The 25,977-nt window shown below is 65.1% G+C and carries 28 protein-coding genes; 12 read left to right on the top strand and 16 right to left on the bottom strand.

Annotated elements, in window-relative coordinates:
- Positions 1-19: 19 nt before the first annotated feature.
- The 3 genes from CupriaWKF_RS01935 to CupriaWKF_RS01945 form a co-directional block, all read right to left on the bottom strand.
- Positions 20-682 (bottom strand): LON peptidase substrate-binding domain-containing protein, encoded by a 663-nt coding sequence (locus CupriaWKF_RS01935; protein WP_276099367.1) that lies wholly within the window; start codon positions 680-682, stop codon positions 20-22.
- 114 nt (positions 683-796) lie between these two features.
- The gene (rapZ, locus tag CupriaWKF_RS01940) at positions 797-1,681 is read right to left on the bottom strand and encodes an RNase adapter RapZ (protein WP_276099368.1); all 885 of its coding nucleotides are present in this window, start codon (positions 1,679-1,681) and stop codon (positions 797-799) included.
- 107 nt (positions 1,682-1,788) lie between these two features.
- Positions 1,789-2,160, bottom strand: a complete 372-nt coding sequence (locus CupriaWKF_RS01945) for a PsiF family protein (protein ID WP_276099369.1) — start codon at positions 2,158-2,160, stop codon at positions 1,789-1,791.
- Between CupriaWKF_RS01945 and CupriaWKF_RS01950 the strand changes: the two genes are divergently transcribed.
- The gene (locus CupriaWKF_RS01950; RefSeq protein WP_276099370.1) at positions 2,159-2,317 is read left to right on the top strand and encodes a hypothetical protein; all 159 of its coding nucleotides are present in this window, start codon (positions 2,159-2,161) and stop codon (positions 2,315-2,317) included. The two genes, CupriaWKF_RS01945 and CupriaWKF_RS01950, sit on opposite strands and share 2 nt — an antisense overlap.
- A 30-nt stretch (positions 2,318-2,347) precedes the next feature.
- On the opposite strand, the gene hprK is transcribed toward CupriaWKF_RS01950, so the two are convergent.
- The 8 genes from hprK to CupriaWKF_RS01990 form a co-directional block, all read right to left on the bottom strand.
- Positions 2,348-3,319, bottom strand: coding sequence for an HPr(Ser) kinase/phosphatase (gene hprK, locus CupriaWKF_RS01955; protein WP_011296542.1), 972 nt, complete (start codon positions 3,317-3,319; stop codon positions 2,348-2,350).
- Between the two features lie 74 nt (positions 3,320-3,393).
- Positions 3,394-3,849 (bottom strand): PTS sugar transporter subunit IIA, encoded by a 456-nt coding sequence (locus CupriaWKF_RS01960; protein WP_276099371.1) that lies wholly within the window; start codon positions 3,847-3,849, stop codon positions 3,394-3,396.
- Between the two features lie 393 nt (positions 3,850-4,242).
- A complete protein-coding gene (gene raiA, locus CupriaWKF_RS01965; RefSeq protein WP_276099372.1) occupies positions 4,243-4,596 on the bottom strand; it encodes a ribosome-associated translation inhibitor RaiA in 354 nt (117 codons plus the stop codon).
- 49 nt (positions 4,597-4,645) lie between these two features.
- Positions 4,646-6,124 (bottom strand): RNA polymerase factor sigma-54, encoded by a 1,479-nt coding sequence (locus tag CupriaWKF_RS01970; protein ID WP_276099373.1) that lies wholly within the window; start codon positions 6,122-6,124, stop codon positions 4,646-4,648.
- A 100-nt stretch (positions 6,125-6,224) separates the two neighbouring features.
- Positions 6,225-7,010, bottom strand: a complete 786-nt coding sequence (gene lptB / locus CupriaWKF_RS01975) for an LPS export ABC transporter ATP-binding protein (protein WP_276100634.1) — start codon at positions 7,008-7,010, stop codon at positions 6,225-6,227.
- Between the two features lie 44 nt (positions 7,011-7,054).
- On the bottom strand, positions 7,055-7,696 hold the full coding sequence (lptA, locus tag CupriaWKF_RS01980; RefSeq protein WP_276099374.1) for a lipopolysaccharide transport periplasmic protein LptA: 642 nt from the start codon (positions 7,694-7,696) through the stop codon (positions 7,055-7,057).
- Positions 7,697-7,783: 87 nt separating this feature from the next.
- A complete protein-coding gene (gene lptC, locus CupriaWKF_RS01985) occupies positions 7,784-8,410 on the bottom strand; it encodes an LPS export ABC transporter periplasmic protein LptC (RefSeq protein WP_276099375.1) in 627 nt (208 codons plus the stop codon).
- Between the two features lie 25 nt (positions 8,411-8,435).
- On the bottom strand, positions 8,436-9,419 hold the full coding sequence (locus CupriaWKF_RS01990) for a KpsF/GutQ family sugar-phosphate isomerase (RefSeq protein ID WP_276099376.1): 984 nt from the start codon (positions 9,417-9,419) through the stop codon (positions 8,436-8,438).
- On the opposite strand from CupriaWKF_RS01990, the gene CupriaWKF_RS01995 reads away from it, so the two are divergent.
- Both CupriaWKF_RS01995 and CupriaWKF_RS02000 read left to right on the top strand, forming a co-directional pair.
- Positions 9,418-9,546 carry a hypothetical protein gene (locus CupriaWKF_RS01995; protein WP_276099377.1) on the top strand — a complete coding sequence of 43 codons (129 nt, stop codon included), beginning with the start codon at positions 9,418-9,420 and terminating at the stop codon, positions 9,544-9,546. The two genes, CupriaWKF_RS01990 and CupriaWKF_RS01995, sit on opposite strands and share 2 nt — an antisense overlap.
- 7 nt (positions 9,547-9,553) lie before the next feature.
- Positions 9,554-11,533 (top strand): monovalent cation:proton antiporter family protein, encoded by a 1,980-nt coding sequence (locus tag CupriaWKF_RS02000; protein ID WP_276099378.1) that lies wholly within the window; start codon positions 9,554-9,556, stop codon positions 11,531-11,533.
- 26 nt (positions 11,534-11,559) lie between these two features.
- Here the strand turns inward: CupriaWKF_RS02000 and CupriaWKF_RS02005 are convergent, their stop codons facing one another.
- Both CupriaWKF_RS02005 and CupriaWKF_RS02010 read right to left on the bottom strand, forming a co-directional pair.
- Complete coding sequence (locus tag CupriaWKF_RS02005; protein ID WP_276099379.1) at positions 11,560-11,943, bottom strand: ribbon-helix-helix domain-containing protein; 384 nt, start codon at positions 11,941-11,943, stop codon at positions 11,560-11,562.
- 57 nt (positions 11,944-12,000) lie between these two features.
- Positions 12,001-12,579, bottom strand: coding sequence for a DJ-1/PfpI family protein (locus CupriaWKF_RS02010; RefSeq protein WP_276099380.1), 579 nt, complete (start codon positions 12,577-12,579; stop codon positions 12,001-12,003).
- 174 nt (positions 12,580-12,753) lie between these two features.
- On the opposite strand from CupriaWKF_RS02010, the gene CupriaWKF_RS02015 reads away from it, so the two are divergent.
- The 3 genes from CupriaWKF_RS02015 (at position 12,754) to CupriaWKF_RS02025 (ending at position 15,815) form a co-directional block, all read left to right on the top strand.
- Positions 12,754-13,326: an adenine phosphoribosyltransferase gene (locus CupriaWKF_RS02015; RefSeq protein WP_276099381.1), complete on the top strand. Its 573-nt coding sequence runs from the start codon at positions 12,754-12,756 to the stop codon at positions 13,324-13,326.
- 52 nt (positions 13,327-13,378) lie between these two features.
- Positions 13,379-13,990 carry a LysE family translocator gene (locus CupriaWKF_RS02020; RefSeq protein WP_276099382.1) on the top strand — a complete coding sequence of 204 codons (612 nt, stop codon included), beginning with the start codon at positions 13,379-13,381 and terminating at the stop codon, positions 13,988-13,990.
- A gap of 133 nt (positions 13,991-14,123) precedes the next feature.
- Positions 14,124-15,815 (top strand): Na/Pi cotransporter family protein, encoded by a 1,692-nt coding sequence (locus tag CupriaWKF_RS02025; protein WP_276099383.1) that lies wholly within the window; start codon positions 14,124-14,126, stop codon positions 15,813-15,815.
- Position 15,816: 1 nt separating this feature from the next.
- Here CupriaWKF_RS02025 and CupriaWKF_RS02030 read toward each other — a convergent pair whose 3' ends face one another.
- Positions 15,817-16,302 carry an adenosine-specific kinase gene (locus tag CupriaWKF_RS02030; protein ID WP_276099384.1) on the bottom strand — a complete coding sequence of 162 codons (486 nt, stop codon included), beginning with the start codon at positions 16,300-16,302 and terminating at the stop codon, positions 15,817-15,819.
- A 106-nt stretch (positions 16,303-16,408) separates the two neighbouring features.
- Entirely contained in the window at positions 16,409-19,273 is a 2,865-nt protein-coding gene (gene uvrA, locus CupriaWKF_RS02035) for an excinuclease ABC subunit UvrA (RefSeq protein WP_276099385.1), read from the bottom strand.
- Between the two features lie 393 nt (positions 19,274-19,666).
- On the opposite strand from uvrA, the gene CupriaWKF_RS02040 reads away from it, so the two are divergent.
- Both CupriaWKF_RS02040 and CupriaWKF_RS02045 read left to right on the top strand, forming a co-directional pair.
- Positions 19,667-20,917 carry an MFS transporter gene (locus CupriaWKF_RS02040; RefSeq protein ID WP_276099386.1) on the top strand — a complete coding sequence of 417 codons (1,251 nt, stop codon included), beginning with the start codon at positions 19,667-19,669 and terminating at the stop codon, positions 20,915-20,917.
- A 234-nt stretch (positions 20,918-21,151) separates the two neighbouring features.
- The gene (locus CupriaWKF_RS02045) at positions 21,152-21,694 is read left to right on the top strand and encodes a single-stranded DNA-binding protein (RefSeq protein ID WP_276099387.1); all 543 of its coding nucleotides are present in this window, start codon (positions 21,152-21,154) and stop codon (positions 21,692-21,694) included.
- Between the two features lie 221 nt (positions 21,695-21,915).
- On the opposite strand, the gene CupriaWKF_RS02050 is transcribed toward CupriaWKF_RS02045, so the two are convergent.
- A complete protein-coding gene (locus CupriaWKF_RS02050) occupies positions 21,916-22,164 on the bottom strand; it encodes a hypothetical protein (protein ID WP_276099388.1) in 249 nt (82 codons plus the stop codon).
- Between the two features lie 373 nt (positions 22,165-22,537).
- Here CupriaWKF_RS02050 and CupriaWKF_RS02055 point away from each other — a divergent pair, with 373 nt between their 5' ends.
- The 4 genes from CupriaWKF_RS02055 (at position 22,538) to CupriaWKF_RS02070 (ending at position 25,909) form a co-directional block, all read left to right on the top strand.
- The gene (locus CupriaWKF_RS02055; RefSeq protein WP_276099389.1) at positions 22,538-23,134 is read left to right on the top strand and encodes a short chain dehydrogenase; all 597 of its coding nucleotides are present in this window, start codon (positions 22,538-22,540) and stop codon (positions 23,132-23,134) included.
- A gap of 63 nt (positions 23,135-23,197) precedes the next feature.
- Positions 23,198-23,506, top strand: coding sequence for an acylphosphatase (locus CupriaWKF_RS02060; RefSeq protein ID WP_276099390.1), 309 nt, complete (start codon positions 23,198-23,200; stop codon positions 23,504-23,506).
- Positions 23,507-23,945: 439 nt separating this feature from the next.
- Positions 23,946-24,251, top strand: a complete 306-nt coding sequence (locus tag CupriaWKF_RS02065) for a DUF485 domain-containing protein (RefSeq protein WP_276099391.1) — start codon at positions 23,946-23,948, stop codon at positions 24,249-24,251.
- Positions 24,248-25,909 carry a cation acetate symporter gene (locus CupriaWKF_RS02070; RefSeq protein WP_276099392.1) on the top strand — a complete coding sequence of 554 codons (1,662 nt, stop codon included), beginning with the start codon at positions 24,248-24,250 and terminating at the stop codon, positions 25,907-25,909. The genes CupriaWKF_RS02065 and CupriaWKF_RS02070 overlap by 4 nt, the downstream gene beginning before the upstream one ends.
- The last annotated feature ends 68 nt before the right edge of the window (positions 25,910-25,977 follow it).

Consider the following 25,977-nt stretch of genomic DNA (forward strand, 5'->3'; position numbering starts at 1 on the left):
CGCCGCCGCAGCCAACTCGCTACACCATGTGGTGCTGCCGCATGTAGCGGTGCACGATCTCGATGCGCATGCCCGCATCGGGCAGCTCCATCAGCATCTGCTTGGCCTTGAGCGGCACCGGCAGCAGTTCGCACAGGCGGTTGGTGACCCAGCTCGGGTCGTCCCACAGGTAGGGTTCGGCGAACGGCATGCGGTCGGGCTGCTCGGCATGCAGCCGCGTGACGATCCGGCGCAGCACTGACAGGCATTCGCCCAGCAGTTCGAGCTTGCAGTCGATGATGTCGGCGGGCAGCAACTCGACGCTTGCCACGAGCAGCCCGTCGTCACGCTTGCGGTGCTCAAGCACGCGGAAGCGCTGTCGGCCGCGCGTTTCGATCAGCAGCACGCCAAGCTGCTCCATGTTGCAATCGACGATTTCGGCCAGGCAACCGATCGATTCCGGCACGGTTTGCTTGCCAGGCTGCGCAACTTCCTCGCCACTGGCAATCAGGCAGACGCCGAACGGCGCTGCATCGCGCAGGCAATTGCGCACCATGTCCACATAGCGCTTCTCGAAAACGCGCAGCGGCAGGCGGCCATCCGGGAATAGCACCGTGTGCAGTGGAAAGAGGGGCAGGTCATCCAGCGTCGGCGGCGTCGCGTCGACGGGAGTGGTGTGACGGAGAAGGTCTGTCGAGGACATGCGATGGCTGGCGTTCCACTGGATCGGGGAAACCGGCCGCCGGATCGGGTGCGGCGACCGCCATGGCTGCCAGGGCTTGACTTGCCTGGCGGCACCGTAGGGCCACGCAGGCGGCTATGCTGCCGGTGCGAGCTCGCGGTGTCTTACCAGCACATTACCATGCGCGCGGAAATAGTTGGCGAGCCTTTCCGCAATATAGACCGAACGGTGCTGTCCGCCGGTGCAGCCGATGGCCACGGTCAGGTAGCTGCGGTTGTCCGCAATGAAACTCGGCAGCCACTTTTCGACATAGGCGCGGATGTCTTCGGCCATCGCCAGCACCATCGGCTGGGCCTGGAGGAAGTCGATTACCGGGCCGTCGCGGCCGGTCAGCGGGCGCAGCGCGAGGTCGTAGTACGGGTTGGGCAGCGAACGCACGTCGAAGACCAGGTCGGCATCGCTGGGTACGCCGTGCTTGAAGCCGAACGACTCGAACAGCAGCGTGAGTCGCTGGCTGTCTTCGCGGATCAGCTCCTTGATCCAGCTGCGCAGGGTATTGGTGCGCACGTTGCTGGTGTCGATGCGGTGCGCGGACTCGGCCAGCGGGCTCAGCAGTTCGCGCTCCATCTCGATGGCTTCCATCAGCGCGCGGTCGTTGAACGCCGGATCGCCTTCGGTGCCCGGCGCGCCGTTGGTCAGGATCGACAGCGGGTGCCGGCGCCGCGTTTCCGAATAGCGCTGCACCAGCGCATCGGTGCTTGCCGTCAGGAACACGACTTCGACCTGATGGGTCTCGGCCAGTTCGCGAACCGTGTCGGGCAGGTGGTCCAGCGATTCGCGGCTGCGAATGTCGGTGGCCACGCCAAGGTGCGTATAGCCCTCGGCCGCAAGGTAGCGGGCCAGGTCGGGGATGAATTGGGCCGGCAGGTTATCGACGCAGTAGTAGCCTGCATCTTCAAGCACGTTCAGTGCGACGGATTTGCCGGAGCCGGAGATGCCGGTGATGAGGATGATGCGCATAGCATGGAGAGCATAGCATCCGGAGGTGGCCACGTCATGACAGTGGCCTCTCCACGCAAAAATGGCGAACCGCCCGGTTCGCCATTCTGGTCAGCATCGGCAGCTGATTACTTCGACAGGCATTCCTTCATGAACGCCTTGTAATCGTCGCCCTTCTTGCCCTTGCCTTCCTTGCTGCAGGCCGACATCTTTTCCTGCTGGGTCTTGGTCGGCTGCACGCCCTTGGCCGAAAGGCACTGCTTCATGAAGGCCTTGCGATCGTCGCCTTTCTTGTCGCCAGCCTGGTCGTTGCAGTCCTTCATCTTCTGCTGCTGCGCGGTGGGAGCCTTTGCGGCGGATGCGGGCGCGGCCTTGGGCGCCGCGGCCGGAGCAGCAGGCGTTGCCGGGGTGGCGGGCGTTGCCGGGGTGGCCGGCTGGGCAAAGGCGCCGGTGGCCAGCAACGGCGTCACCAGCACACACATCGCGATCAGTTTCTTCATGCTTGCTCTCCTGGCTGTGGAAAACTTCGTGGCCGCATTTTCGCCAGCCAACGGCGGGCGCTGCGGCTACGGACTGGGCTCGATGCCCATTACAGCACAAAACGAGGCATATCCCCACCGCGTTGACTTATTTGTCAACGCCGATGTAAGCAATTGAAAACGTGCCGCGGCTTGTCGCGATCGCCGCTCAGAGCAGGCGGCCCTGTCCGCGCGAGACCGCGTCGGCCTGCATTGCGGCGCGCTGGCGGTCCATGAAGTCGCGCAGGGTATCGATGCCGCGCAGGCGCAGGATGGTGTTGCGCACGGCGGCCTCGACCAGCACGGCGAGGTTTCGGCCGGCCGCCACCTGGATCTTGACCATATGGATTGGCAGGCCCAGCACGTCGAGGTACTGGGAGTCGAGCGGCAGGCGTTCGAACTCGCCGTCGTTGCGGCGCACCAGCTGGACCACCAGCTTCATCTTCATCTTCCGCCGCACGGCGGTCTCGCCGAAGATGGTCTTGATGTCGAGCAGGCCCAGGCCGCGCACTTCCAGCAGGTTCTGCAGCAGCGGCGGGCAGCGGCCTTCAATGAAATCGGGCCCCAGGCGCACGAAATCCACCGCATCGTCGGCGACCAGGCCGTGACCGCGCGAGATCAGTTCCAGGCCGAGCTCGCTCTTGCCGAGACCCGACTCGCCCATGATCAGCACGCCCATGCCCAGGATGTCGAGGAACACGCCGTGCATGGTCACGCGCGGCGCGGAAATGCGCGACAGGTAAAGCCGCAGGTGGTCGATCACCGCCGCCGAGGAGACCGGCGTGGTGAACAGCGGCGTGGACGAGCGCGTGCAGCGCAGCTCCAGGTCCGGCGGCGGTTCCATGCCGTCGGCCACCACCAGGAACGGCGGCTCGAGCAGGATCAGCTCGCCCATCTGGCGCTTGCGGGTCTCGTCGTCCAGGCGCTGGTAATAGGTGATCTCGGGCTTGCCCAGCACCTGGATCCGGTTCGGGTGGATCAGGTTCAGGTGGCCAACCAGGTCCGCGGCCGAGGTAGCCTCGCGGGCAAACTCCACGTCGAAGGCGCGATCCGCACCCTCCAGGCCAGCCACCCACGAGAGTTTGATGTCGGCTGCGTTGTCGTCGAAGATCGACTGGGAGGTGACGCCGGTGAGTTCCATGCGGTATGACTTTCGGAGCGGGGACCGTGCCGGACTTTACGGTTGTCCGGTCTGTTGCCAGCCCAGGGGGAGGATCAGGGATGCCACTGCGTCAGGAGTTCGTGAACCGCGTCCGGCGTGGCCAGCGTTGCCAGGCCTTCGCGCATGTCGCGATCCGATAGCAGCTGGGCAATTTCGGAAAGGATTTCGAGGTGCTGCTGCGTGGCCTGTTCCGGCACCAGCAAGAAGATCAGCAGCGAGACCGGCTTGCCGTCCGGCGATTCGAACGGAATCGGCTCCGCCAGCCGCATGAAGGCAGCCAGCGGTTGCTTCAGACCCTTGATGCGTCCATGCGGAATGGCCACGCCCGCGCCCAGGCCGGTTGAACCCAGCGACTCGCGCGCGAACAGGTTGTCGGTCACGGTCGCCCGCGCCACGCCATGATTGTTCTCGAACAGGAGCCCGGCTTGCTCGAAGACACGCTTCTTGCTGGTGACGCTGACGTCGAGTTTGATGTTGCCGGGTGGCAGCAGTTTGGCCAAACGATTCATGGGCGATGCGAGGATTTCAGTTAGCAGGCAGATCGGACTGCTCAGCCCGGAAACGAAGCAGGGCCGGATTGCGGCGAGGCCATGGTTTGCCAGGCGTTCGGCCATTAGTTCGGCCATTATAGAGCAGCGTCTCCCCTGTTCTTGTGCAATGCAGCGCCGGTCCCTGTAGGTCCCGGCCCGTGCTGGTGCCGCCGCACCAGGGTAGGGCGGGCGCACCGGAGTCGCCACCGGCTATGTCTTGGAGAGCATACACCGTGCGGCGCCAGTTGCGAACACTTGTGCCAGCGGCCCGGGCAAGGCTGTGGCCGCGGATGCAAAAAAGCCGCGCTACATGGCGCGGCTTGCTTTTATCAGTCCCTTTTTGAGGGCCAGCCTAACGACTGGCAGGCATGATCATTGCTGCTGTAATTGTGACTCGGCCATCTGGTACTTGACCGCTTCGCGGTCGTGGCCTTGCACGCGGTCCTTGTAGCGAATCACCTGGCGGTCCAGCTTGTCGACGAGTGCGTCGATGGCCGCATACAGGTCTTCGTGGTGGGCTTCGACAAAGATGTCCTTGCCCCGGAGGTGCAGATTGATTTCCGCGTACTGCCGCCTGTCCTTTTCCTTGTGATTGTCGACTGAGAGTAGCACGCTGACGCCAATGACTTGATCGAAATGCCTGACGATACGCTCCAGCTTCGTTTCCACGTACTCACGCAGAGGGGGCGTGATGTCCAGGTGGTGTCCACTGATCTTGAAGTTCATAGCGCTTCTCCTTCTGAAAGAGCTGCACCAGGCAGGCGGTGCAACTCGGCTACAAAGTCTTGCGGAGATTGACAGCAGGGATCTTCAGGGCTTCGCGATACTTGGCGACGGTACGGCGCGCGACGACGAAGCCTTGTTCACCCAGCAATTCGGCAATTCGGCTGTCGGAAAGAGGACTCCTCGGGTCTTCGGCTCCTATAAGTTGCTTGATCAAGGCGCGGATGGCCGTTGATGAAGCCGCGCCACCAGTTTCGGTGGACACGTGGCTGCCGAAAAAGTACTTCAGTTCGAAAGTACCCATTGGCGTTGCCATGTATTTATTAGTCGTCACCCGGGATATGGTTGACTCGTGTAATCCCAGTGTATCGGCAATCTCCCGCAAAACCAAGGGGCGCATCGCGATTTCGCCATGCGTGAAAAAGTTCTTCTGACGTTCGACAATTGCCTGCGAAACTCGCAGGATCGTGTCGAACCTTTGCTGGATATTCTTGATCAGCCAGCGCGCTTCCTGCAGCTTCTGCTGCAGGCCGGCCGCGCCGGACTCTCCCTTGGCTCCGCGCAGGATCTGCGCATACATATCGTTGATGCGCAGGCGCGGCATCACGTCCGGGTTGAGCTGCGCGATCCATCCGCCGCCGCCCTTGCGCACGAACACGTCCGGCACCACGAAGTCGGCTTCGGGGCGGCTGTACGCGTGGCCCGGATATGGCGCGAGCGAGCGGATCAATTCGTGGGCGGCCTTGAGCGCCGCTTCGTCCACCTGCAGTGCTTTTTTCAACCGCGTGTAGTCGCGCACGGCAAGCAGTTCCAGGTGATGGTTGACGATCGACAATGCCAGCTCGCGCTGCGGGTGCTGCAGCCGGCGCAGCTGCAGGGTCAGGCATTCGGCGGCATTGCGCGCGCCTACGCCGGGCGGGTCGAAGCTTTGCAGCAGCGCGAGTATGGCCTGCACTTCCTCGACCTCGAATTCGAGTTCCTCGGGCAGCTCGGCGCAGATCTCCTCTAGCGACGCGCTCAGGTAGCCGTCGTCGTCGAGCGATTCGATCAGGAAGATCGCGAGCCCCTTGTCACGTGTAGAGATCTTCAGCGGCGCGAGCTGTTCCATCAGGTGTTCGCGCAGGGTGGGCTCGGCATCGCGCAACTGCATGGGCGTCTTCTCGTCGTCATCGCCCTGCGGGCGCCGCGCGAAATCGTCCAGGCTCCAGTCGCTGCCGTAATCGTCGCCACCGCTGTCACTGTAGCCTTCTTCATCTGCGCCCGCGCCGTTGGCGTTTGCTTCGCCATTGCCCTGCGGTTCCGCTGGTGCGGGTGCCGGTGCGCTCTGCAGATTGACCGAGCCGTCCGCAGCCACGCGCAGCGGGCTTTCGATCCAGTCGTTCTCGCGCTCGAGCAGCGGGTTTTCGGTCAGGGCCTGCTCGACTTCCTGCTGCAGTTCCAGCGTGGAAAGCTGCAGCAGCCGGATCGACTGCTGCAATTGCGGCGTGAGGGCAAGATGCTGGGAGAGGCGGAGCTGTAGCGACGGTTTCATGCGACCTATTCTATGCGCATCTTCCCGTTGTTGGAACGGAAATTGCTATCGCTGATGCTGCCTGATCGTCTCTGCCAAGGGGACAGTTTCTGCCCCGGCTTCACATGCGGAAGTTCTCGCCCAGATAGACGCGACGCACCGACTCGTTGGCGATGATGTCTTCGGGCTGGCCCGCTGCGAGTACGGTGCCTTCGCTGATGATATACGCGTGGTCGCAGATGCCGAGCGTTTCGCGCACATTGTGGTCGGTGATCAGCACGCCGATGTTGCGTGCCTTGAGGAAGCTGACGATGCGCTGGATCTCGCCGACCGCGATCGGGTCCACGCCGGCAAATGGCTCGTCGAGCAGGATGAAGCGCGGCGACGATGCCAGCGCGCGCGCGATTTCCACACGGCGGCGCTCACCGCCCGACAGCGACAGCGCGGGATTGTTGCGCAGGTGGGCGATCTGCAGGTCGTCGAGCAGCGTATCGAGGCGGCGGTCGATCTCGGCCTTGGGCAGCGCCTTGCCGTTTTCGAGCTGGAGCTCCAGCACCGCGCGGATGTTCTCTTCCACATTGAGCTTGCGGAACACCGAAGCTTCCTGCGGCAGGTAGGACAGGCCCATGCGCGCACGCTCGTGGATGGCCAGGCCGCTGATGTGCTTGCCGTCGAGCACGATATCGCCCTCGTCCAGCGCCACCAGGCCCACGATCATGTAGAACGACGTGGTCTTGCCCGCGCCGTTCGGACCGAGCAGGCCCACGACCTCGCCGCTTTTCACGTCGAGCGACACGTCCTTCACCACCGTGCGCGACCCGTAGCGCTTCTTCAGGTGGCGCACGACCATCGTGCTGCTGTCGGCACGGCCGTCGTTGGCGGCGGAAGCGGACGTGGGGGCGAGCATTGCGGTATCGATCATGGTGGCGGTGGTGCGCTCGGGCGCGTAATTCAGGGCTTGCTGGACGGCGCGGGCGCCGGCTTCAGGTCGAGTGGCGGGGCGGCGGCCGCACCGCTAGCTTGCTGGCGCGGCGAGAGCACTGCGCGCACGCGTCCCGACGGGTTGCCGGCCGAGGTGTTGTCACCGCCGCCGGCAGCTGTGTAGAACTCGTTGCGGCTGTCGTAGGTCAGCACCGCGCCACGGATCTCGTCGACCAGCTTGGCGCCCTGCAGGCGGGCCATGCGGGCGTGGCCGATCAGCTTGGACATTTCCTGCTTGCCGTCGTACTCGATGCGATCGCCCCAGCCGTCCATGTACTCGTCCACGCCTTCACGCTTCTGCCGGATATAGGCCTGCTTGCCGGCCTTGGCCGTGGCCACCGCGAACTGGTAGCCCTCGGGATCGGTGCGGATCTCGGCCGCGTCCGACTTCAGCACCATGGTGCCCTTGGTCAGGATCACGTTGCCCGTCAGCGTGTAGATCTGCTTGACGTCGTCGTAGCTGGCGTTGTCGGCTTCCAGGACCAGCGGCTTGTCCCGGTCCGCGCGTTCGGCATGGGCGCCCAGCGGCGCCAGCACGGCAAGCGTGGTCGCCACGGCCAGCAGCAACGGGGAGGCGCGCCGGCGGGACAAGGTCGTCAGGGAAGCAATCATGTTGGCAAGAGTCGCAGGAAGGCGGAGGTTCAGGCGCGGTGCTCAGGTCCGCGGTGCCGCCCCGTGGTGCGCGGGCGGCTGTTGTTGTCAGGATCCCGGGGTCCGGGTGGGCGCACCGGTAATGATGGTGCCGCGTACGTTGCCCAGCAATTGTACTTCGCGGGTAACGTTGTTGAAGATCAGCCCGTTGGCGGTCATGAGCGACGGGCCGCGCGTGAGCTTCACGGCCTTGTCGGTCTTGACAATGTCGTCATTGACCAGGACCCGGAAGTACTCCGAGGCGGCCGTCATCAGCGGGTCCTTGGCTGCGTCGGCGCCTTGTTGCCGCTCGACGAAGCCGTTGCCGTACAGGTCGATGACCGAGCCTTCGGCATTCATGTTGCCGCGATCGGCGCGCACGCTCACCGGCGGGCGGTCAGGCTGGTAGGCGCGCATGGCGGGACGGGTCACTTCGTAGGACTGATCGTCGCCGAAGTGGACCATCTTGTCGCCGGTGAAGCGCATCTTGGTACTGCCGTCCTGCGCGAGCTCGGTGGCCGAGAAGCGTTCCATGTAGTAGTCGGGCTCGTGCTTGCGTACGGTCGGCGCCTTGGTGCCTTCCTGCTGCGTATTGATCTGCACCAGCCAGAACGTGCTGCCGGCCACCACTGCCATCAGCAGCAGCGGCAGCAGCCGCAACACGATCCCGGTGAGGGAAGACAGGAGAGCCTGCATGGTGTCGTTGCGTGCGCGCCGGGGTTCAGATGACCTTGGCCCGGGTCAGGTCGTGGATGTGCAGCGCGCCCACCAGGCGCCCGTCATGGTCGACCACCAGCAACTGGTTGATGCGGTTGGCTTCCATGACCTGCACGGCTTCGACGGCGAGCTGGTCTTCATGGATCACGTGCGGGTTGCGGTGCATCACCTCGCCGATCGGCACGGTCTTCCAGTCGCGCGGGGTTTCCAGCAGGCGGCGCAGGTCGCCGTCGGTGAACACGCCGATGGCAACGCCGTCCGGGTCGACCACCGCGGTCATGGCCATGCCCTTGCGCGTGATCTCCATCAGTGCCTGGGCCAGCGGCGTGTTCTCGCGGACTTCAGGCACGGCATTGCCGGTTCGCATGACATCGCGCACGTGGGTCAGCAGCTTGCGGCCGAGCGCGCCGCCGGGGTGCGAGCGGGCGAAGTCTTCCTCGCCGAAGCCGCGCGCATCGAGTACCGCCACCGCCAGCGCGTCGCCAAGCGCCAGCGCCGCGGTCGTGCTCGCCGTCGGCGCCAGGTTCAGCGGGCAGGCCTCCTGTTCCACGCCGGCGTCGAGATGCACGTCCGCCAGCTTGGCCAGGTTCGATTCCGGGTTGCCGGTGATCGAGATCAGCCGGGCGCCGATGCGCTTGACGATCGGGATGATCGACAGCAGCTCGCCGGTCTCGCCGGAATTGGAGAACGCGATCAGCACATCGTCGCGCGTGACCATGCCCAGGTCGCCGTGGCTGGCTTCGGCCGGATGCACGAAGAACGACGGCGTACCGGTGGAGGCCAGCGTGGCGGCGACCTTGCGGCCGATATGGCCGGACTTGCCGATGCCGGACACCACGACACGTCCGCTGCACTGGAGGACGAGCTGCACGGCATGCGCGAAGTCGGCGGTCAGGCGCCCGGAAAGCGCGGCGACCGCGTCGGCTTCAATCTGGAGGGTACTGCGGGCGAGCCGGAGTGCTCGATCCGCATCGAAATTGGCTATCATGGCGACGAAGTATACCAACGAATGCGGCGACGCCCGGGCTGTCCCGGCGAGCGCCGCGCTTGCCGTGTTCCGCCGGCAGGGCGCCCGTGCCGGGGCACAGCCGGCTGCCCTGGCCGGTTCATCCTGAGCGTCCGATGCATTCTCCGCTGGAACTGACCCTGGTGCTGCTGGCTGCCGCCGTCTTCGGCGTGGTCGCGTTCCGCATGCTGCAGCTGCCACCCATGCTCGGTTACCTGGCGGTCGGCATCCTGATCGGCCCGCATGCGATGGGCCTGGCCAGCGACACAGCCCAGACAAAGTACCTGGCCGAGTTCGGCGTGGTCTTCCTGATGTTCTCGATCGGCCTGGAGTTCAACCTCAGCAAGCTGCGCGCCATGAAACGGCTCGTGTTCGGGCTGGGCGGCTCCCAGGTGGCGCTGTCGATGCTGGCCGTGGTGCCGGCGAGCTGGCTGTTCAACTGGCTGTTTCCCTTGTCGTGGCAGGCGTCGGTGGCGCTCGGCGGGGCGCTGGCCATGTCGTCCACGGCGATCGTCTCGAAGATGCTGGCCGAGCGCATGGAGCTGGAAAGCGAGCACGGCCGCAACATCATCAGCGTGCTGCTGTTCCAGGACCTGGCCGTGGTGCCGCTGCTGATCGTGATCCCGGCGCTGTCGCGCGACCCGGGCGACCTGGCCGTGGCGCTGGGCATGGCCACGGCCAAGATCGCCGTGGCGCTGGGCGCGATCTTCTTCCTGGGCCAGCGCCTGATGAGCCGCTGGTTCCACGTGGTGGCGGCGCGGCGGTCGCAGGAGCTGTTCATGCTGAACCTGCTGCTGGTCACCCTCGGCATGGCCGCGCTGACCGAGCGGCTGGGCCTGTCGATGGCGCTGGGCGCGTTCATGGCCGGCATGCTGATCTCGGAGACGCCGTACCGGCATCAGGTGGAAGAGGACATCAAGCCCTTCCGCGATGTGCTGCTGGGGTTGTTCTTCGTCACCATCGGCATGCTGCTCAATATCCAGGTGGTGCTGGAGCACGCATGGCTGGTGTTGATGCTGCTGGTCGTGCCGATCCTGTTCAAGCTGGTGCTGATCGCCGTACTGGCAAGGCTATTCGGCTCGCGCCAGGGGGTGGCGATCCGTACCGGCCTTGGGCTGGCGCAGGCCGGCGAATTCGGCTTCGTGCTGCTCAACCAGATCGACGGGCTGAACCTCGTGGATCCGGTGCTGATCCAGGTGATCCTGGCGTCGATGCTGCTGTCGATGCTGGCCGCGCCATTCCTGATCCAGTACAGCGACGCCATTGTGCTGCGCTTTGCCGCGAACGAATGGCTGATGCAATCGCTGAACATGACGCGCATTGCCGCGCAAAGCCTGCAGACTGAGAAGCACGCCATCATCTGCGGCTACGGGCGCAGCGGCCAGAACCTGGCCCATATGCTCGAGCGCGAGGGCATCACCTACGTGGCCCTCGACCTGGATCCGGACCGCGTGCGCGACGCCGCCGCGGCGGGGGACACGGTGGTCTATGGCGACGCCGGCCGGCGCGAGGCGCTGATTGCCGCGGGTATCCACCGTGCCGCGGCGATCATCGTCACCTACGCCAACACGCCGTCCGCGCTCAAGGTGCTGCACCACGTGCAGGAGCTGGCGCCGGCACTGCCGGTGATCGTGCGCACGGTCGACGATTCGGAACTTGACACGCTGCAGAAGGCCGGCGCCACCGAGGTCGTGCCTGAGATCATCGAAGGCAGCCTGATGCTGGCGTCACATGCGCTGGTGCTGCTCGGGGTGCCCATGCGGCATGTTCTGCGCGGCGTACAGGAAGCGCGTGACGCGCGCTATAGCCTGTTGCGCGGCTACTTCCACGGCCGCGACGATGAGGAGGACATGGTCGAGCGCGAGACAGTGCGGCTGCACTCGGTGTCGCTCGGGCCGGCGGCGACGTCGGTGGGCCGGCGCATCGGCGCGCTGGGGCTGGAGCGGATCGGCGCCGAGGTCACGGCCGTGCGCCGCCGGGGCATCCGCGCCTTCGACCCGGAGCCGGACACGGTGCTCGAAGCCGGCGATATCGTCGTGCTGCGCGGCACGCCCGAGGCGCTGGAGGCGGCGGAGACGCGGATCCTCAGCGACTGAACGGATCCGCAGACGCCTGAAAGCGGCTAGTGCGCCGCACCGGACGGTGCCTCCACCCACGACGGCGGCAGGCTGTCCAGCACCGAGCGCGCATCAAGCGAGCCGATCGGAACGCCGGCATCGGCAGGAATGCGGCCCTTGCCTTGCAGCATCAGGTAGCGCAGGCAGCACACACGCAGGAACGATGAAAAATTGCCGGCCACGGCCTCGTCACCGCGATGCGTGGTCAGTTCGTCATGCAGCCGGGTGATGAGCTGGTTGACGGTCATGCCGTCGCGCTGCGCCAGCTCGTCGAGCACTTCCCAGAACAGGTTTTCGAGCCGGATGCTGGTGGCAACGCCGTGCAGCCGCAGCGATCGCGCCTGGCACGCGTAGGACTGCGGGTTGGCGCGGATAAAGATCTCACACATCGTAACTCCCGTGCTGGCGGCGCTGGCCAGTGCCGGCCGCGCCGTGATCGGAAGCCTCTAATGTACGATCCGCGTCCCCAGCACGGCAAGGAACTGGGCCAGCCACGCGGGATGGGCGGGCCAGGCTGGCGCCGTCACGAGGTTGCCGTCGGTGTGGGCCTGGTCGACCGGGATATCCGCATACTTGCCGCCGGCCAGCTTCACTTCCGGCGCGCAGGCGGGGTAGGCGGAGCAGGCGCGGCCTTCCAGCGCGCCCGCGGCGGCCAGCAACTGCGCGCCGTGGCAGACCGCCGCGATGGGTTTGCCGGCGCCGGCAAAGTGCTGCACGATCTCCAGCACGCGCGCGTTCAGGCGCAGGTATTCCGGGGCGCGTCCGCCGGGGATGACCAGGGCGTCATAGGCAGCCGGGTCGATCTCGGCAAAAGTCGCGTTGAGCGCGAAGTTGTGGCCGCGCTTTTCGGTGTAGGTCTGGTCGCCTTCGAAATCGTGGATGGCGGTGGCGCAACTGTCGCCAGCCTTCTTGTCCGGGCATACCGCGTGCACGGTGTGGCCCACCATCTGCAGTGCCTGGAACGGGACCATCGTTTCGTAGTCTTCGGCGAAGTCGCCCACCAGCATCAGAATCTTCTTTGCCATCACGGTCTCCTGTATGGTTACGGGTGTTCGGCCGGGCCTGTCGGGCCCGGCATGGCACCGGCAGGGCCATTTTGCGGGCGGCCCGCGCGGCCCGGGTGGTAACCCGTTACCGCAGTTGCCGCCCGGCCGGCGTTTCCGGAGCGCCCGTGGCGCAACCTACCTTTCACGATTTCCATGGCAGATTTCATCATCCAGTCCCCCGACCTTGGCGACGTCACAGGCTACCTGCGCGATCGCATCCGTACCGTGCCGGACTGGCCGTTGCCCGGTGTGCAGTTCCGCGACATTACGCCGCTGCTGCAAAACCCCAAGACCCTGCGCGTGCTGATCGACGTCTTCGTGCACCGCTACATGGACGCACAGCTCGACCTGGTCGCGGGCATCGACGCGCGCGGCTTCATCCTTGGCGCCATCGTCGCGTATGAACTGAACCTTGGCTTCGTGCCGATCCGCAAGAAGGGCAAGCTGCCGTTCCAGACCGTGGCCGAGGAGTACGAGCTCGAATACGGCAGCGCCACGGTCGAGATCCACGCCGATGCCTGCAAGCCGGGCGACCGCGTGCTGCTGGTCGACGACCTGATCGCCACCGGCGGCACCATGATGGCCGGACGCAAGCTGCTGGAGCGTCTTGGCGCCACGGTGGTGGAGGGTGCCGCGATCGTGGACCTGCCCGAGCTGGGCGGCTCGCGCCTGCTGCAGGACGGCGGGCTGCCGCTGTTCACGGTGTGCCGGTTCGACGGCCACTGATCTGGCCGAGCGCTGATGCGCCGGCCGCCCGATCCATTCCGACGGAGATCCCATGCCCGACTTGCTGCTGTTCCTGGTGACCTCGATCGCCATCACCCTCGCTCCCGGCCCCGACAACCTGCAGGTGCTGGCGCGCGGCATGGCGCAGGGCCGGCGCGCGGGCGTGGTGGCCGCGCTCGGGTTTGCGGTTGGCTGCCTGTTCCACACGATGATCGCCGCGGTCGGGCTGGCGGCGGTCTTGCGTTCGTCGCCGCTGGCGTTCCAGCTGATCAAGTATGCGGGCGCCGCCTACCTGATCTGGATCGGCATCCAGGCGCTGCGCGCCAGGGGCGGGCTGGCGCAAGGGGCCGACGTGGCCGCGGTGCCGCTGCGCAAGGTGTTCCGCCAGAGCGTGCTGGGCAACATGATGAACCCGAAGGTCACGCTGTTCTTCCTGGTGTTCCTGCCGCAGTTCGTGCGCGCGGACGCCGCGCACCCGGCGCTGCAGTTCGTGCTGCTGGGCCTGGTGTTCATGCTGCAGACCGCCGTGGTGTTCTCGCTGTTCGGCTTGTGCGCGGGCTGGCTCGGCGCGTGGCTGCGCAGGCGTCCGGCCACCGGCCGCTGGCTGGACCGCGCGGCCGGGGCGATTTTCGTCGGCCTCGGCATCAAGGTCGCGCTGCCCTGAACGGGGGCTTGGCCCTCGCGCCCGCGGCGTTGCCCCGCCCCCGGGGCGGGCGCATAATGAGCCCTTGACAACAACATGATGACCGGGCGGAGCCTCCGAGCTGTAGCCGACACCGGTCACACAGGGGCGCACAATGGGCGTACTTCTGCATCTTCTTTCCGGCGTGGCCCTGCTTGTCTGGGGCACGAACATCGTCAAGGTCGGGATCCTGCGCGTCTACGGCGCCAATCTCCGGCACGTACTCTCGACCAGCGTCGCCAACCGCTTCACCGCCTTCCTGGCCGGGCTGGGCGTTACCGGGCTGGTCCAGAGCAGCAACGCCACCGCCGTCATCGTCAGTTCCTTCGTGGGCCAGGGCCTGATCGCCGTGGCGCCGGCACTGGCCATCATGCTTGGCGCCAATGTGGGCACCGCGGTCATGGTGCAGGTCTTCTCGCTGGATCTGTCCTGGCTGTCGCCGCTGCTGATCTTCGTCGGCGTGATCCTTCACCTGTCCTGGAAGGGCAGCAAGCCGGGCCACGTCGGCCGCGTGCTGATCGGACTGGGCCTGATCACGCTGGCGCTCGAACTGATCTCGATCGCGACGCGCCCCATGGTGCAGGCCGCGGGCGTCAAGGTGCTGTTCGGCACGCTGACCGGCGACGCGGCGCTGGACATGCTGATCGGGGCGTTCCTGACCATCCTCTGCTATTCAAGCCTGGCCGTGGTGCTGTTCTGCGGCGCGCTGGCCTCGGCCGGCGTGGTGTCGATCCCTGTGGCGCTCGCGCTCGTGCTCGGCGCCAATCTCGGGTCCGGCATCTCGGCGCTGCTGACGACGTCGGGCAACAACCAGCCCGGCAAGCGCGTCACGCTCGGCAACCTGCTGTCGCGGCTGCTTGGCTGCCTGGTCGCCTTGCCGTTCCTGACCGAGGCGGAGAGCCTGCTCGCGCTGATCGACCATGACCCGCAGCGCCTGATCGTCAATTTCCATCTGCTGTTCAATGTGGCGTTGGCCGTGCTGCTGCTGGGCGCGACAGGGCCGCTGGCCAGGCTGTGCGAAGCGGTGCTGCCGGGACGCAACACCGGCGAAAGCCAGGTCACGCCGCGCCATCTCGATCCCGCCGCATTGCCCACGCCGACACTCGCGCTGGCCAACGCCGCACGCGAGGTGCTGCGCATTGGCGACCGCATCGAGCAGATGCTCGACAACATGCTGCGCGTGCTGCGCACCAACGACGCCAAGCTGGCGACCGCCACCTGCCGCATCGACAACGAGGTGGACGACCTCTACACCGCCATCAAGCTCTACCTGACCCGCATCAGCCTGGAAGCGCTGGATGAGCGCGACGGGCAGCGCTGGACGGAGATCATCTCGCTGACCATCAACCTCGAACACGCGGGCGACATCATCGAGCGGGTGCTGGTCGATGCCAAGGAAAAGAAGATTGCCCACAACCTGATGTTCTCCGAGGCGGGCATGCAGGAAATCGCCGAGATGCACGCGCGGCTCGTGGCCAATCTCCGGCTCGGCCTGTCGGTGTTCCTCAACGGCGATCTCAAGAGCGCGCAGACGCTGATGGCCGAGAAGGCCAACTTCCGCGAACTCGAGCAGAAATACGCGCGCACCCACCTGCAGCGCGTGGCCGTGCAGACCGCGGAAAGCGTGGAAACCAGTTCGCTGCACCTGGACGTGATCAGCGAGCTCAAGCGCCTGAACTCGCTGTTCTGCGCGACCGCCTACCCGGTGCTCGAGCTGGCCGGCGTGCTGAACCGCAGCCGCATGAAGGAAGACGACGCTTCGGGCGCTCCGCCGGTGCAGCAACTGAGTGCTGCGGCGCGGCGGTGAGCTACAGCTTGTAGCCGAACCTGCGCAGCAGCTCTCGCCGCTCCTTGATATCGGCATCCGTCTCGATGCCGAGCGGCGAGGCGCCATCGACCACGCCCAGCACGGCACGGCCGCCATCGGTCTGCGCGATGATGACCTCGGCCGGGTTGGCTGTCGCACAGTAGATCCGGCAGACTTCCGGCACCGCGCGCACAGCGCCGAGCACATTGACGGGGAAGAACCCGTCGCCCAGGAAGATGAAAAACGAGTGGCCGGCCCCGACCGTGCGGGCGTTCTCGCAGGCGAGATCGATCAGCGCCTCGTCGTTGCCCGACCAGCGCACCAGCCGCTTGCCGGAAGCCTCGCAGAATGCCAGCCCGAAGCGGATGCCGGGCACGGTGCCGACCAGCGCCTCATGCAGGTCTTCCACGGTCTTGATGAAGTGCGACTGGCCGAAGATGAAGTTGGTCGCTTCCGGCTTGGTGACCGGTACCGACAGGAGTTCCATGGCGGGCCTCCATGTGTTGGCGGCGACGGCCGTCGTGGCCGTCCTTGCCGTTCATGGTAGGCACTGCGGTACCGAATGCAAGCCGTTGCAGCCGTCCCTCAGCGCTTCAGGCCCGCTTGAGCAGCGGCGCGAGATACTTCCCCGTAAAGCTCGCCTTGCTCTTCGCCACATCCTCCGGCGTGCCGCGCGCGATCACCTGGCCGCCGCCGGCGCCACCTTCGGGGCCCATGTCGATCAGCCAGTCCGCGGTCTTGATCACGTCGAGGTTGTGCTCGATGATCACCACGCTGTTGCCCTGGTCGCGCAGCTTGTGGATGACCTTGAGCAGCAGTTCGATGTCATGGAAGTGCAGGCCAGTGGTGGGCTCGTCGAGGATATAGAGCGTGCGGCCGGTATCGCGCTTGGACAGCTCCAGCGACAGCTTCACGCGCTGCGCCTCGCCGCCCGACAGTGTGGTGGCGGACTGCCCCAGGCGGATATAGCCGAGGCCCACGTCCAGCAGCGTCTGCAGCTTGCGGCGTACCACCGGCACCGCGCTGAAGAACTCGTGCGCCTGCTCGACCGTCAGCTCCAGTACCTCGGAGATGTTCTTGCCCTTGTACAGGACTTCCAGCGTCTCGCGGTTGTAGCGCTTGCCGTGGCACACATCGCACGGCACATAGACGTCGGGCAGGAAGTGCATCTCGACCTTGAGCACGCCGTCGCCCTGGCACGACTCGCAGCGCCCGCCCTTGACGTTGAACGAGAAGCGGCCCGGATCGTAGCCGCGTTCCTTGGCCGACGGCACGCCCGCGAACAGTTCGCGGATCGGCGTGAACAGGCCCGTGTACGTGGCCGGGTTCGAGCGCGGCGTGCGCCCGATCGGGCTCTGGTCGACGTTGATGACCTTGTCGAAATGCTCGAGCCCCTCGATGCGGTCGTGCGGCGCGGGCTCCGGCGTGGAGCCGTACAGGTGGCGCGCCACCGCGTGATAGAGCGTGTCGTTGATCAGCGTGGACTTGCCCGAACCCGACACGCCTGTGATGCAGGTGAGCAGCCCGACCGGGATCTCCGCCGTGACGTTGCGCAGGTTGTTGCCGCTGGCGTTGACGATGCGCAGCAGGCGTTCGTCGTCCGGCGCGGCCCGCTGGCTCGGGACATCAATGCGCCGCTGTCCCGAAAGGTACTGCCCGGTCAGCGACGCGGGCGACTCCTCGATCTGGCGCGGCGTGCCCTCGGCCACGATCATGCCACCGTGCACGCCGGCACCGGGGCCGATGTCGACGACGTAGTCGCTCGCGCGGATCATGTCCTCGTCGTGTTCCACCACCAGCACCGAATTGCCGATGTCGCGCAGATGCTTGAGCGTGCCGATCAGCCGGTCGTTGTCGCGCTGGTGCAGGCCGATCGACGGCTCGTCGAGCACGTACATCACGCCGGTCAGGCCCGAGCCGATCTGCGAGGCCAGGCGGATGCGCTGCGCCTCGCCGCCCGACAGCGTGTCGGCGCTGCGCTCCAGCGACAGGTAGTCCAGCCCCACGTTGTTCAGGAAATTCAGCCGCGCGGTGATTTCCTTGATGATCTTGTCGCCGATCTCGCGCTTGGCGCCATGCATGTCGAGCGTGAGAAAGTACGTCAGCGTGTCGCGCAGCGGCCAGCCGTTGATCTCGAAGATGGCGCGCGCCTGTTCGCCTTCGCCGACCTTGACGTGGCGTGCCTCGGTGCGCAGACGCGTGCCGTGGCAGGCCGGGCAGGGCTGGTTGTTCTGGTACTTGGCCAGTTCCTCGCGCACGGCCACCGAATCGGTCTCGCGGTAGCGGCGCTCAAGGTTGGGGATGATCCCTTCGAACACATGCGAGCGCACCGTGGTACGGCCGCGCTCGTTCATATAGGTGAACGGGATCTCCTCTTCGCCCGAGCCATGCAGCACCACCTGCTGCACGTTGGCCGGCAGCTCCTCGAACGCGGTCTCGGTGTCGAATTCGTAGTAGGCCGCCAGGCTCTGCAGCATCTGGAAGTAGAACTGGTTGCGCCGGTCCCAGCCCTTGATCGCGCCGGAGGCGAGCGACAGGTTCGGGAAGGCCACCACGCGCTTCGGGTCGAAGAACGTGATCTGGCCCAGGCCGTCGCAGCTCGGGCAGGCGCCCATCGGGTTGTTGAACGAGAACAGGCGCGGTTCGAGTTCCTGCAGCGAGTACGAGCAGATCGGGCACGCGAAGCGCGAGCTGAACATGTGCACCTTGCCGGTGTCGAGTTCCAGCGCCAGGGCGCGGCCGTCGGCCAGGCGCAGCGCGGTCTCGAACGATTCGGCCAGGCGCTGCTTGATGTCCGGACGCACCTTGACGCGGTCCACCACGACTTCGATGGTGTGCTTCTCCGTCTTCTTCAGCTTGGGCAGCGCATCGACCTCATAGACCTTGGCCTCGGCCTCATGCGCGGTGCCGCCGCCCGAGCGGACGCGAAATCGCACGAAGCCCTGCGCCTGCATGGTGTCGAACAGGTCGGAGTGCTCGCCCTTGCGGTCGGACACCACGGGTGCCAGGATCATCAGCTTGGTGTCTTCGGGCAGCGCCAGCGCGGCGTCCACCATCTGCGCCACGCTCTGTGCCTGCAGCGGCAGGTTGTGGTCGGGGCAGTAGGGCGTGCCTGCGCGTGCATACAACAGACGCAGGTAGTCGTGGATTTCGGTCACCGTGCCGACCGTGGAGCGCGGGTTGTGGCTGGTGGCCTTCTGCTCGATCGAGATCGCCGGCGACAGGCCCTCGATCAGGTCCACGTCCGGCTTTTCCATCAGTTGCAGGAACTGGCGCGCGTAGGCGGACAGCGATTCCACGTACCGGCGCTGGCCTTCCGCGTACAGGGTATCGAATGCCAGCGACGACTTGCCCGAGCCGGACAAGCCGGTGATCACGATCAGCCGGTTGCGCGGCAGGTCGAGATTGATGTTCTTCAGGTTGTGGGTACGAGCCCCACGGATCTTGATTTCTTCCATATGCCGAAAAGTCGTCGCCGGGCAGGCCGCCGGTCGGTGCTGTGCGCATGGACAGGTCGGTCTAACGGAAATCCCAAACTGAAATGCAGGTGCCTCACACGCCATCTTTGGGCGCCGCCGCAGGTCGTTCGGGCCGCCGCGAACCGCCGGGGATGCGCGCGCCGACGGTTGCCCGGTGCGGGCAGGTGACCCGGAAAGCGCGGAGAAGCAAACCTGTTAATATACCGAACTTCGGTTTCCCGGGTTGCCTGCGCTAGGCGCGCACCAGTGGGAGCCGGGCCGAATGCCGCGCTTGCCTGGTCGACCGGGATGGCAACTTCCGCCCCGGGTACCGATCGAAACAGCCATTGCCGCCAGCGCCGGCAGCCAGCCTGACCCATTCCCACGATCGCCATGTCGCCGATCCCGTCTTCTTCCCCGGATGCCGCCGTTGCCGGCGATTCCAAAACCGTGCCCCAGCGCGAACGCATGACGCGTACCGAGATGCGTGCCAGCCTCTCGCTGGCCAGCATTTTCGCGCTGCGCATGCTGGGCCTGTTCCTGATCCTGCCGGTCTTTGCGGAGTACGCGCGCGGCCTGCCCGATGGCCATGACGCCCAGCGCGTCGGGCTGGCCATGGGCATCTACGGCCTGATGCAGGCTTTCCTGCACATTCCGCTTGGCTGGCTGTCGGACCGCGTCGGCCGCAAGCCGGTCATGGTGGCCGGCCTGCTGCTGTTCGTGGCCGGCGGCCTGGTGGCCGCGTTTTCGCACACGCTGTTTGGCATCACCGTGGGCCGCGCATTGCAGGGCGCCGGCGCGATTTCCGCCGCCATCACCGCTTGCATCGCCGACCTGACGCGCGAACGCCACCGTACCAAGGCCATGGCCATGGTCGGCGGCAGCATCGGACTGACCTTCGCGCTGTCGCTGGTAATTGCCTCGCCGCTGCTGCACGCCATTGGCATGCCGGGAATCTTCGCGCTGATGTCGGTGCTGGGCGCAGTGGCAATCGTCGTAACGCTGTTCGTGGTGCCGAGCCCGCCGCCGCCGCATCCGGTACGGCTGCCGTTCCGCCAGGTACTGCTCAATCCGGACCTGGTGCGCCTGAACGTCGGCGTGCTGGCGCTTCACGCCTCGCAGGTCGCCATGTTCATGGTGGTGCCCGCCATGCTGGCCGACGCGGGCATGCCGCTCGACCAGCACTGGAAGGTCTACCTGCCTGTGGTGCTGGTGTCCTTCGTGCTGATGCTCGCGCCGATGATGGCCGCGGAGCGCTATGGCCGCGTGCGGCCCGTGCTGCTGAGCGCCGTGGGGCTGATGACGGCGGTCCAGTTGCTGTTCGCCGCCGTGCATGGCCTGTGGGCCATCGTCGTGGTCCTGCTGTTGTTCTTTGTCGCCTTCAACGTGCTGGAGGCCATGCAGCCTTCGCTGGTCTCGCGCTACGCGGCTGCCTCGCGCGGCGCGGCGCTCGGCGTGTACAACACCACGCAGGCGCTGGGTCTCTTCCTTGGAGGCGTGGTGGGGGGCTGGCTGCTCAAGCACGAAGGCCGCAGTGCCGTGTTCGTCGGCTGTGCGGTGGTGCTTCTGGTCTGGCTTATAATCGCCTGGAGCATGAAACCGCCGCCGGCCAGGGGGCAGGCGAGTGCGCAGGCAACAGCCTGACGCGGTGCCAGCCGCATCACTTTGCAACAGATTCTGGCCAAATATGGCCTAGCATGACCGCGCTTCCCGACTAGTCTGGCCGGGGGCGCGTTATTCGTTTACGTTGTCGCTTTTGCAGTCGTCGCAGTCGTCGCCCACGCGGTAGCCGCACCTGCAGCAATCCGGTTCAAACTACTACTTACGAGCGTATGCCACGCTTTTCAGCACAGCGCGTGGCTTTTGGAGAACATTCACATGGCATCGGTCAATAAAGTCATTCTCGTCGGCAATCTGGGCGCGGACCCGGAAACCCGCTACATGCCCAGCGGCGACGCCGTGACCAACCTGCGCCTGGCGACCACCGACCGCTACAAGGACAAGCAGAGCGGCGAGATGAAGGAAGCCACCGAGTGGCACCGCGTCTCGATGTTCGGCAAGCTTGCCGAAATTGCTGCCCAGTACCTGCGCAAAGGCTCGGCAGTCTATATCGAGGGCCGCATCCGCACCCGCAAGTGGCAGGACCAGAGCGGCCAGGACAAGTACAGCACCGAAATCGTCGCCGAACAGATGCAGATGCTGGGCGGTCGTCAGAGCGCCGGCGGTGGCGGCGATGAAGGCGGTTACGGTGGCGGCGGTGGTGGCGGTGGCTACAGCCGTGAATCGTCGGGCGGCGGCTACGGCGGCCGCGGCCAGGGCGGCGCTGGCCAGGGCGGTGGCGGCCAGCAAGGCGGCGCGCGCCGTCAGCAGCAGGCGCCGTCGAACGGGTTCGAGGATATGGATGACGATATTCCGTTCTAAGGCGGAATGAACAAGAATCCGTAAGTTTTGCTTGTCAGGATTCTTGTTAAGTTATTGATTGATAGTGAGGCGCGAGGATGAAACGTAAGTTTTGCCTCGCGTTTTTGTTGGTGGGGCCGGAATAAGAAGAACGACAAAAAAGTAAGATTCGTGTGTGGATGCGCTGCTGGTGAGCGCCAGCACATCAGCCCACGCTTGAGAATCGAGCCAGCAATGACGGCTCACAAGGCCAGACGGTTGCTCGTCTTTGGCCTATCTACCGCAGGCGGAAACACACGCCAGCAGCCATCATCATGCCGAAAGAAGAACAACGCGCGTAAATCGGACTGTTGCGTGGTCTCGACGCATACGTAGCGCCGCCGGCCCGAGAGGGTACGACTAAATTCAACTACATGGACCGACGCCGTGTGGCTAGGCGCGAGCCATTTTTCGACCTGAAAGCGCAACGAATGCTCATTTGTGCTTTTCATGTCCCCCTCCATCACCCGGTTCTTGCTTTTCACAGCGCTCCAGAGGCCCCAAGGCTTATTCAGAATCGCCTATGGGACTCCGCTGCGCTGCAATGCGCCTCATGCTTCACCATGAGTCGCAATTAATCTTGAGAAAGCACTTTAAGTCTAGGCTAGAACCTTCCGCCTCTACGCATCGTTTTGGGAAATAGCAACAGCGAGAGGGATGCGTGTTACGCGCATCAAGGATGCTAGTGCTGATGCATCGCAGTATGTCCGACTGACTACAAAAACGGCTAACCTTCATAGAAGGTTGACCCGCGCGCTTAGCGCGCAGCCGGCTCGGTACTGTGGGCCATTCACTACCGCTCATCATCCGTTATCAGGAGGACGTATGCGCATCCTGGTCATTGGAGCCTCAGGGCTTCTAGGGAAAGAAATTACGGCTCTATTGTCGGAAGAGCATGACGTTGTAGCGGCCAGTCGTAGCTCTCCGAGGGTCTCGGTGGACATCTCCGACAAGCAGTCGATTCTGGCGATGTACAAGCAACTGGGTACGGTCGACGCCGTGGTCTGCGTAGGTGGCACTGCGAAATTCGCACCGCTGGACGTCCTGACTGACGATGATTTTGCATTCAGCCTGGCCAACAAGCTGATGGGGCAAGTCAATCTCGTCCGGTATGGGGTTCCATACATCTCCCAGGGCGGGTCGGTTACGCTCACCAGTGGTACTCTCGCCCAGCATCCAATGCTTGGTGGTGCTGCAGTGAGCACCGTGAACGCCGGCATCGAGGCGTTCGGGCGGGCCGCGGCGCTTGAATTGCAAGGCAAGGTCCGCGTGAACGTCGTCAGCCCCGGATGGGTGTGGGAAACGCTCGAAGCGATGGGACGCGATACCGCAAAGGGTGTTCGGGCGGCGGTGGTCGCACGGGTTTACCAGAAATGTATTCTGGAGGACATTACCGGACAGGTGGTGTCAGTTACCCACTGAATCGCAGTGTCCGCGCGGCACTCCAGGCGTCAACGTTTCCTGAATCCCTGTGGGGGCGCTCTCATGCAAGCAGATGGCAGCGACGCGCCCATCGAGACGCGGCTGGTACGCGTCCATGGTCGTGTGCGGGGTATCGGCTATCGGGAGGCGTGCGTGCACCGGGCCCATGAGCTGGGGGTTACCGGTTGGGTCCGCAATCGCATGGACGATACGGTAGAGGCAATGCTTCAGGGCTCGCCAGAGCAGCTCGCCGACATGTGCGGTTGGTTGAGTGAGGGCATGTCGGCAGCGCTTGTGGAAGAGCTTGAAGTGACTGAAGTGAAGCCACCGTTTGCGCGCTTTGACCGGTTTGAACGCTTGGCCACCCTGTAAGGGCATTCGTGCACCGTGTCGTTGACGGCTTCCGTCGCGCTTCGCTGCGGGCTGGGCAGGCGCTCAAGCGAAAGGACAGGAGAACAAGGCGCCACCGACCAGCGCTGGAGGTCGCTGTCCGTTCCCTCGCTTAGTGTTACAAGGAGCCCGCGAATTGCAGGCTCTTTTTTTTGTCAGCATGGCTTCCTGCAGTGGATCGCGCGCAGGATCCACGCCTCAGGCAGGCGGCGCGGTGGCCACCAGTGGCGCTTCAGTCCCCTTCACGCACGTCATCTACGTGTTTTCCCCGGTGCGGCGACATGCCCCGTGTAAGAAGCAGGTAAGGGGCAGGTCGTACCTTATCGTCACGGACCGGGACTGAGACCACCACGCACGCGCTGGTTGGCGCATGCACTGTCAGTCCACGGCAAGCCCGTAGCACGAATGGCAGGAGACAAAGATGAATGAAGAACTGGTCGCAAGACTGAAGGCGAACCCCACGTACCGCGAGCTTGTGCACAAGCGCTCGCGGCTGGGATGGGCGCTGACCGCGGTGATGCTCGTGATCTACTACGGGTACGTGCTGCTCATCGCCTTCGACAAGGAACTCCTTGCCGCCAAGACCGGCGCAGGCGTGATGACGTGGGGCATGCCGATCGGCCTGTTCGTGATTCTCTTCACCGTTGTCATCACCGGGCTCTATGTGCGCCATGCCAACCGCGCCTATGACGAACTGACCGAGCAGATCAAGCGGGAGGTGGCATGAAAGCGAACCACGCAATCCTTGCCGGCAGCACGCTGCTGCTTTCGACGGCCGCACTGGCGGCCGGCGGCGACATGGGACAGGCAGTCCGCCAGCCGACCAACTGGACCGCCATCGGCATGTTCGTGCTGTTCGTGATCGGCACGCTGTTCATCACCAAGTGGGCGGCCAAGCGGACCACCTCGGCCGCCGCGTTCTACACCGGCGGTGGCGGCATCACCGGCTTCCAGAACGGCCTGGCAATCGCCGGCGACTTCATGTCTGCGGCCTCGTTCCTGGGCATTTCCGCGGCGGTCTATGCCAACGGCTATGACGGGCTGATCTATTCGATCGGCTTCCTGGTCGGCTGGCCCGTCATCACCTTCCTGATGGCCGAACGGCTGCGCAACCTGGGCCGCTTCACGTTCGCCGACGTCGCGGCGTACCGCTTCAAGCAGGCACCGATCCGCGCGTTCGCGGCGTCGGGCACGCTGGTGGTGGTGGCGTTCTACCTGATCGCGCAGATGGTCGGCGCGGGCCAGCTCATCAAGCTGCTGTTCGGCCTGGAGTACTGGGTCGCGGTGGTGATCGTCGGCGCGCTGATGATGGTGTACGTGCTGTTCGGCGGCATGACCGCCACCACGTGGGTGCAGATCATCAAGGCCGGCCTGCTGCTGGGCGGCGCCACCTTCATGGCCTTCATGGTGCTGGCCCAGTATCACTTCAGCCCCGAGGCGCTGTTCGCCAAGGCGGTCGAGGTCCATGCCAAGAAGGACTCGATCATGAGCCCGGGCAACTTCATCAAGGACCCGATCTCGGCGATCTCGTTCGGCATTGCGCTGATGTTCGGCACGGCCGGCCTGCCGCATATCCTGATGCGCTTCTTCACCGTGCCCAATGCCAAGGAAGCGCGCAAGTCGGTGTTCTGGGCGACCACGTGGATCGGCTACTTCTACATCCTGACGTTCATCATCGGCTTCGGCGCGATCGTGCTGGTCGGGACCAACGCTAGCTTCCAGGACGGCAGCGGCAAGCTGCTCGGCGGCGTCAACATGGCGGCGGTGCACCTGGCCAGCGCGGTCGGCGGCAATGTGTTCCTCGGCTTCATCTCGGCCGTGGCGTTCGCGACGATCCTGGCGGTCGTGGCCGGCCTGACCCTCGCCGGCGCCTCGGCCGTGTCGCATGACCTGTACGCCACCGTCTTCAAGCACGGCAAGGCGACCAGTTCGATGGAGCTGCGCGTCTCGCGCATCACGACCATCATCCTCGGCCTCGTCGCCGTGGTGCTGGGCATCGTGTTCGAGAAGCAGAACATCGCGTTCATGGTGTCGCTCGCGTTCGCTGTCGCGGCGTCGGCCAACTTCCCGGTGTTGTTCATGTCGGTGCTGTGGAAGGGCTGCACCACGCGCGGCGCGACCATCGGCGGTTTCCTCGGCCTGCTGTCGGCGGTCGTGCTGACGGTCCTGTCGCAAGCGGTCTGGGTGGACGTGTTCCACTTCAAGGATGCGCCGTTCCCATACACCTCGCCCGCGCTGTTCTCGATGACCATCGGTTTCCTTGGCATCTGGATCTTCTCGCTGGCCGACAAGTCCGCACGCGCTCGCGTGGACATGGCTGGCTTCGAGGCACAAGAGCTGCGCTCGGAGACCGGGATCGGAGCAGGCGAGGCAACCGCGCACTAAATCGCACTAAGTCGCACTTAGTCGCGGCAACTTGCGGGGCGTCTGCTATCTTGGATCGAGGATCCGCA

It is taken from the genome of Cupriavidus sp. WKF15 (assembly GCF_029278605.1).
Taxonomy (GTDB): Bacteria; Pseudomonadota; Gammaproteobacteria; order Burkholderiales; family Burkholderiaceae; genus Cupriavidus.

Coding starts and splice junctions, on each gene's coding strand:
- CupriaWKF_RS01960 (WP_276099371.1), bottom strand. CDS start 3,849: ATGAATCGTTTGGCCAAACTGCTGCCACCCGGCAACATCAAACTCGAC.
- lptB (WP_276100634.1), bottom strand. CDS start 7,010: ATGCTCGCCCCCACGTCCGCTTCCGCCGCCAACGACGGCCGTGCCGAC.
- CupriaWKF_RS02025 (WP_276099383.1), top strand. CDS start 14,124: ATGGGCGTACTTCTGCATCTTCTTTCCGGCGTGGCCCTGCTTGTCTGG.
- CupriaWKF_RS02065 (WP_276099391.1), top strand. CDS start 23,946: ATGAATGAAGAACTGGTCGCAAGACTGAAGGCGAACCCCACGTACCGC.
- CupriaWKF_RS02000 (WP_276099378.1), top strand. CDS start 9,554: ATGCATTCTCCGCTGGAACTGACCCTGGTGCTGCTGGCTGCCGCCGTC.
- CupriaWKF_RS02060 (WP_276099390.1), top strand. CDS start 23,198: ATGCAAGCAGATGGCAGCGACGCGCCCATCGAGACGCGGCTGGTACGC.
- CupriaWKF_RS02010 (WP_276099380.1), bottom strand. CDS start 12,579: ATGGCAAAGAAGATTCTGATGCTGGTGGGCGACTTCGCCGAAGACTAC.
- CupriaWKF_RS02030 (WP_276099384.1), bottom strand. CDS start 16,302: ATGGAACTCCTGTCGGTACCGGTCACCAAGCCGGAAGCGACCAACTTC.
- CupriaWKF_RS02015 (WP_276099381.1), top strand. CDS start 12,754: ATGGCAGATTTCATCATCCAGTCCCCCGACCTTGGCGACGTCACAGGC.
- lptC (WP_276099375.1), bottom strand. CDS start 8,410: ATGCAGGCTCTCCTGTCTTCCCTCACCGGGATCGTGTTGCGGCTGCTG.
- CupriaWKF_RS02040 (WP_276099386.1), top strand. CDS start 19,667: ATGTCGCCGATCCCGTCTTCTTCCCCGGATGCCGCCGTTGCCGGCGAT.
- CupriaWKF_RS01945 (WP_276099369.1), bottom strand. CDS start 2,160: ATGAAGAAACTGATCGCGATGTGTGTGCTGGTGACGCCGTTGCTGGCC.
- CupriaWKF_RS02050 (WP_276099388.1), bottom strand. CDS start 22,164: ATGAAAAGCACAAATGAGCATTCGTTGCGCTTTCAGGTCGAAAAATGG.
- CupriaWKF_RS01935 (WP_276099367.1), bottom strand. CDS start 682: ATGTCCTCGACAGACCTTCTCCGTCACACCACTCCCGTCGACGCGACG.
- CupriaWKF_RS01990 (WP_276099376.1), bottom strand. CDS start 9,419: ATGATAGCCAATTTCGATGCGGATCGAGCACTCCGGCTCGCCCGCAGT.
- CupriaWKF_RS01970 (WP_276099373.1), bottom strand. CDS start 6,124: ATGAAACCGTCGCTACAGCTCCGCCTCTCCCAGCATCTTGCCCTCACG.
- uvrA (WP_276099385.1), bottom strand. CDS start 19,273: ATGGAAGAAATCAAGATCCGTGGGGCTCGTACCCACAACCTGAAGAAC.
- hprK (WP_011296542.1), bottom strand. CDS start 3,319: ATGGAACTCACCGGCGTCACCTCCCAGTCGATCTTCGACGACAACGCA.
- CupriaWKF_RS02020 (WP_276099382.1), top strand. CDS start 13,379: ATGCCCGACTTGCTGCTGTTCCTGGTGACCTCGATCGCCATCACCCTC.
- raiA (WP_276099372.1), bottom strand. CDS start 4,596: ATGAACTTCAAGATCAGTGGACACCACCTGGACATCACGCCCCCTCTG.
- rapZ (WP_276099368.1), bottom strand. CDS start 1,681: ATGCGCATCATCCTCATCACCGGCATCTCCGGCTCCGGCAAATCCGTC.
- CupriaWKF_RS02055 (WP_276099389.1), top strand. CDS start 22,538: ATGCGCATCCTGGTCATTGGAGCCTCAGGGCTTCTAGGGAAAGAAATT.
- CupriaWKF_RS01950 (WP_276099370.1), top strand. CDS start 2,159: ATGCTTGCTCTCCTGGCTGTGGAAAACTTCGTGGCCGCATTTTCGCCA.
- CupriaWKF_RS01995 (WP_276099377.1), top strand. CDS start 9,418: ATGGCGACGAAGTATACCAACGAATGCGGCGACGCCCGGGCTGTCCCG.
- lptA (WP_276099374.1), bottom strand. CDS start 7,696: ATGATTGCTTCCCTGACGACCTTGTCCCGCCGGCGCGCCTCCCCGTTG.
- CupriaWKF_RS02070 (WP_276099392.1), top strand. CDS start 24,248: ATGAAAGCGAACCACGCAATCCTTGCCGGCAGCACGCTGCTGCTTTCG.
- CupriaWKF_RS02005 (WP_276099379.1), bottom strand. CDS start 11,943: ATGTGTGAGATCTTTATCCGCGCCAACCCGCAGTCCTACGCGTGCCAG.
- CupriaWKF_RS02045 (WP_276099387.1), top strand. CDS start 21,152: ATGGCATCGGTCAATAAAGTCATTCTCGTCGGCAATCTGGGCGCGGAC.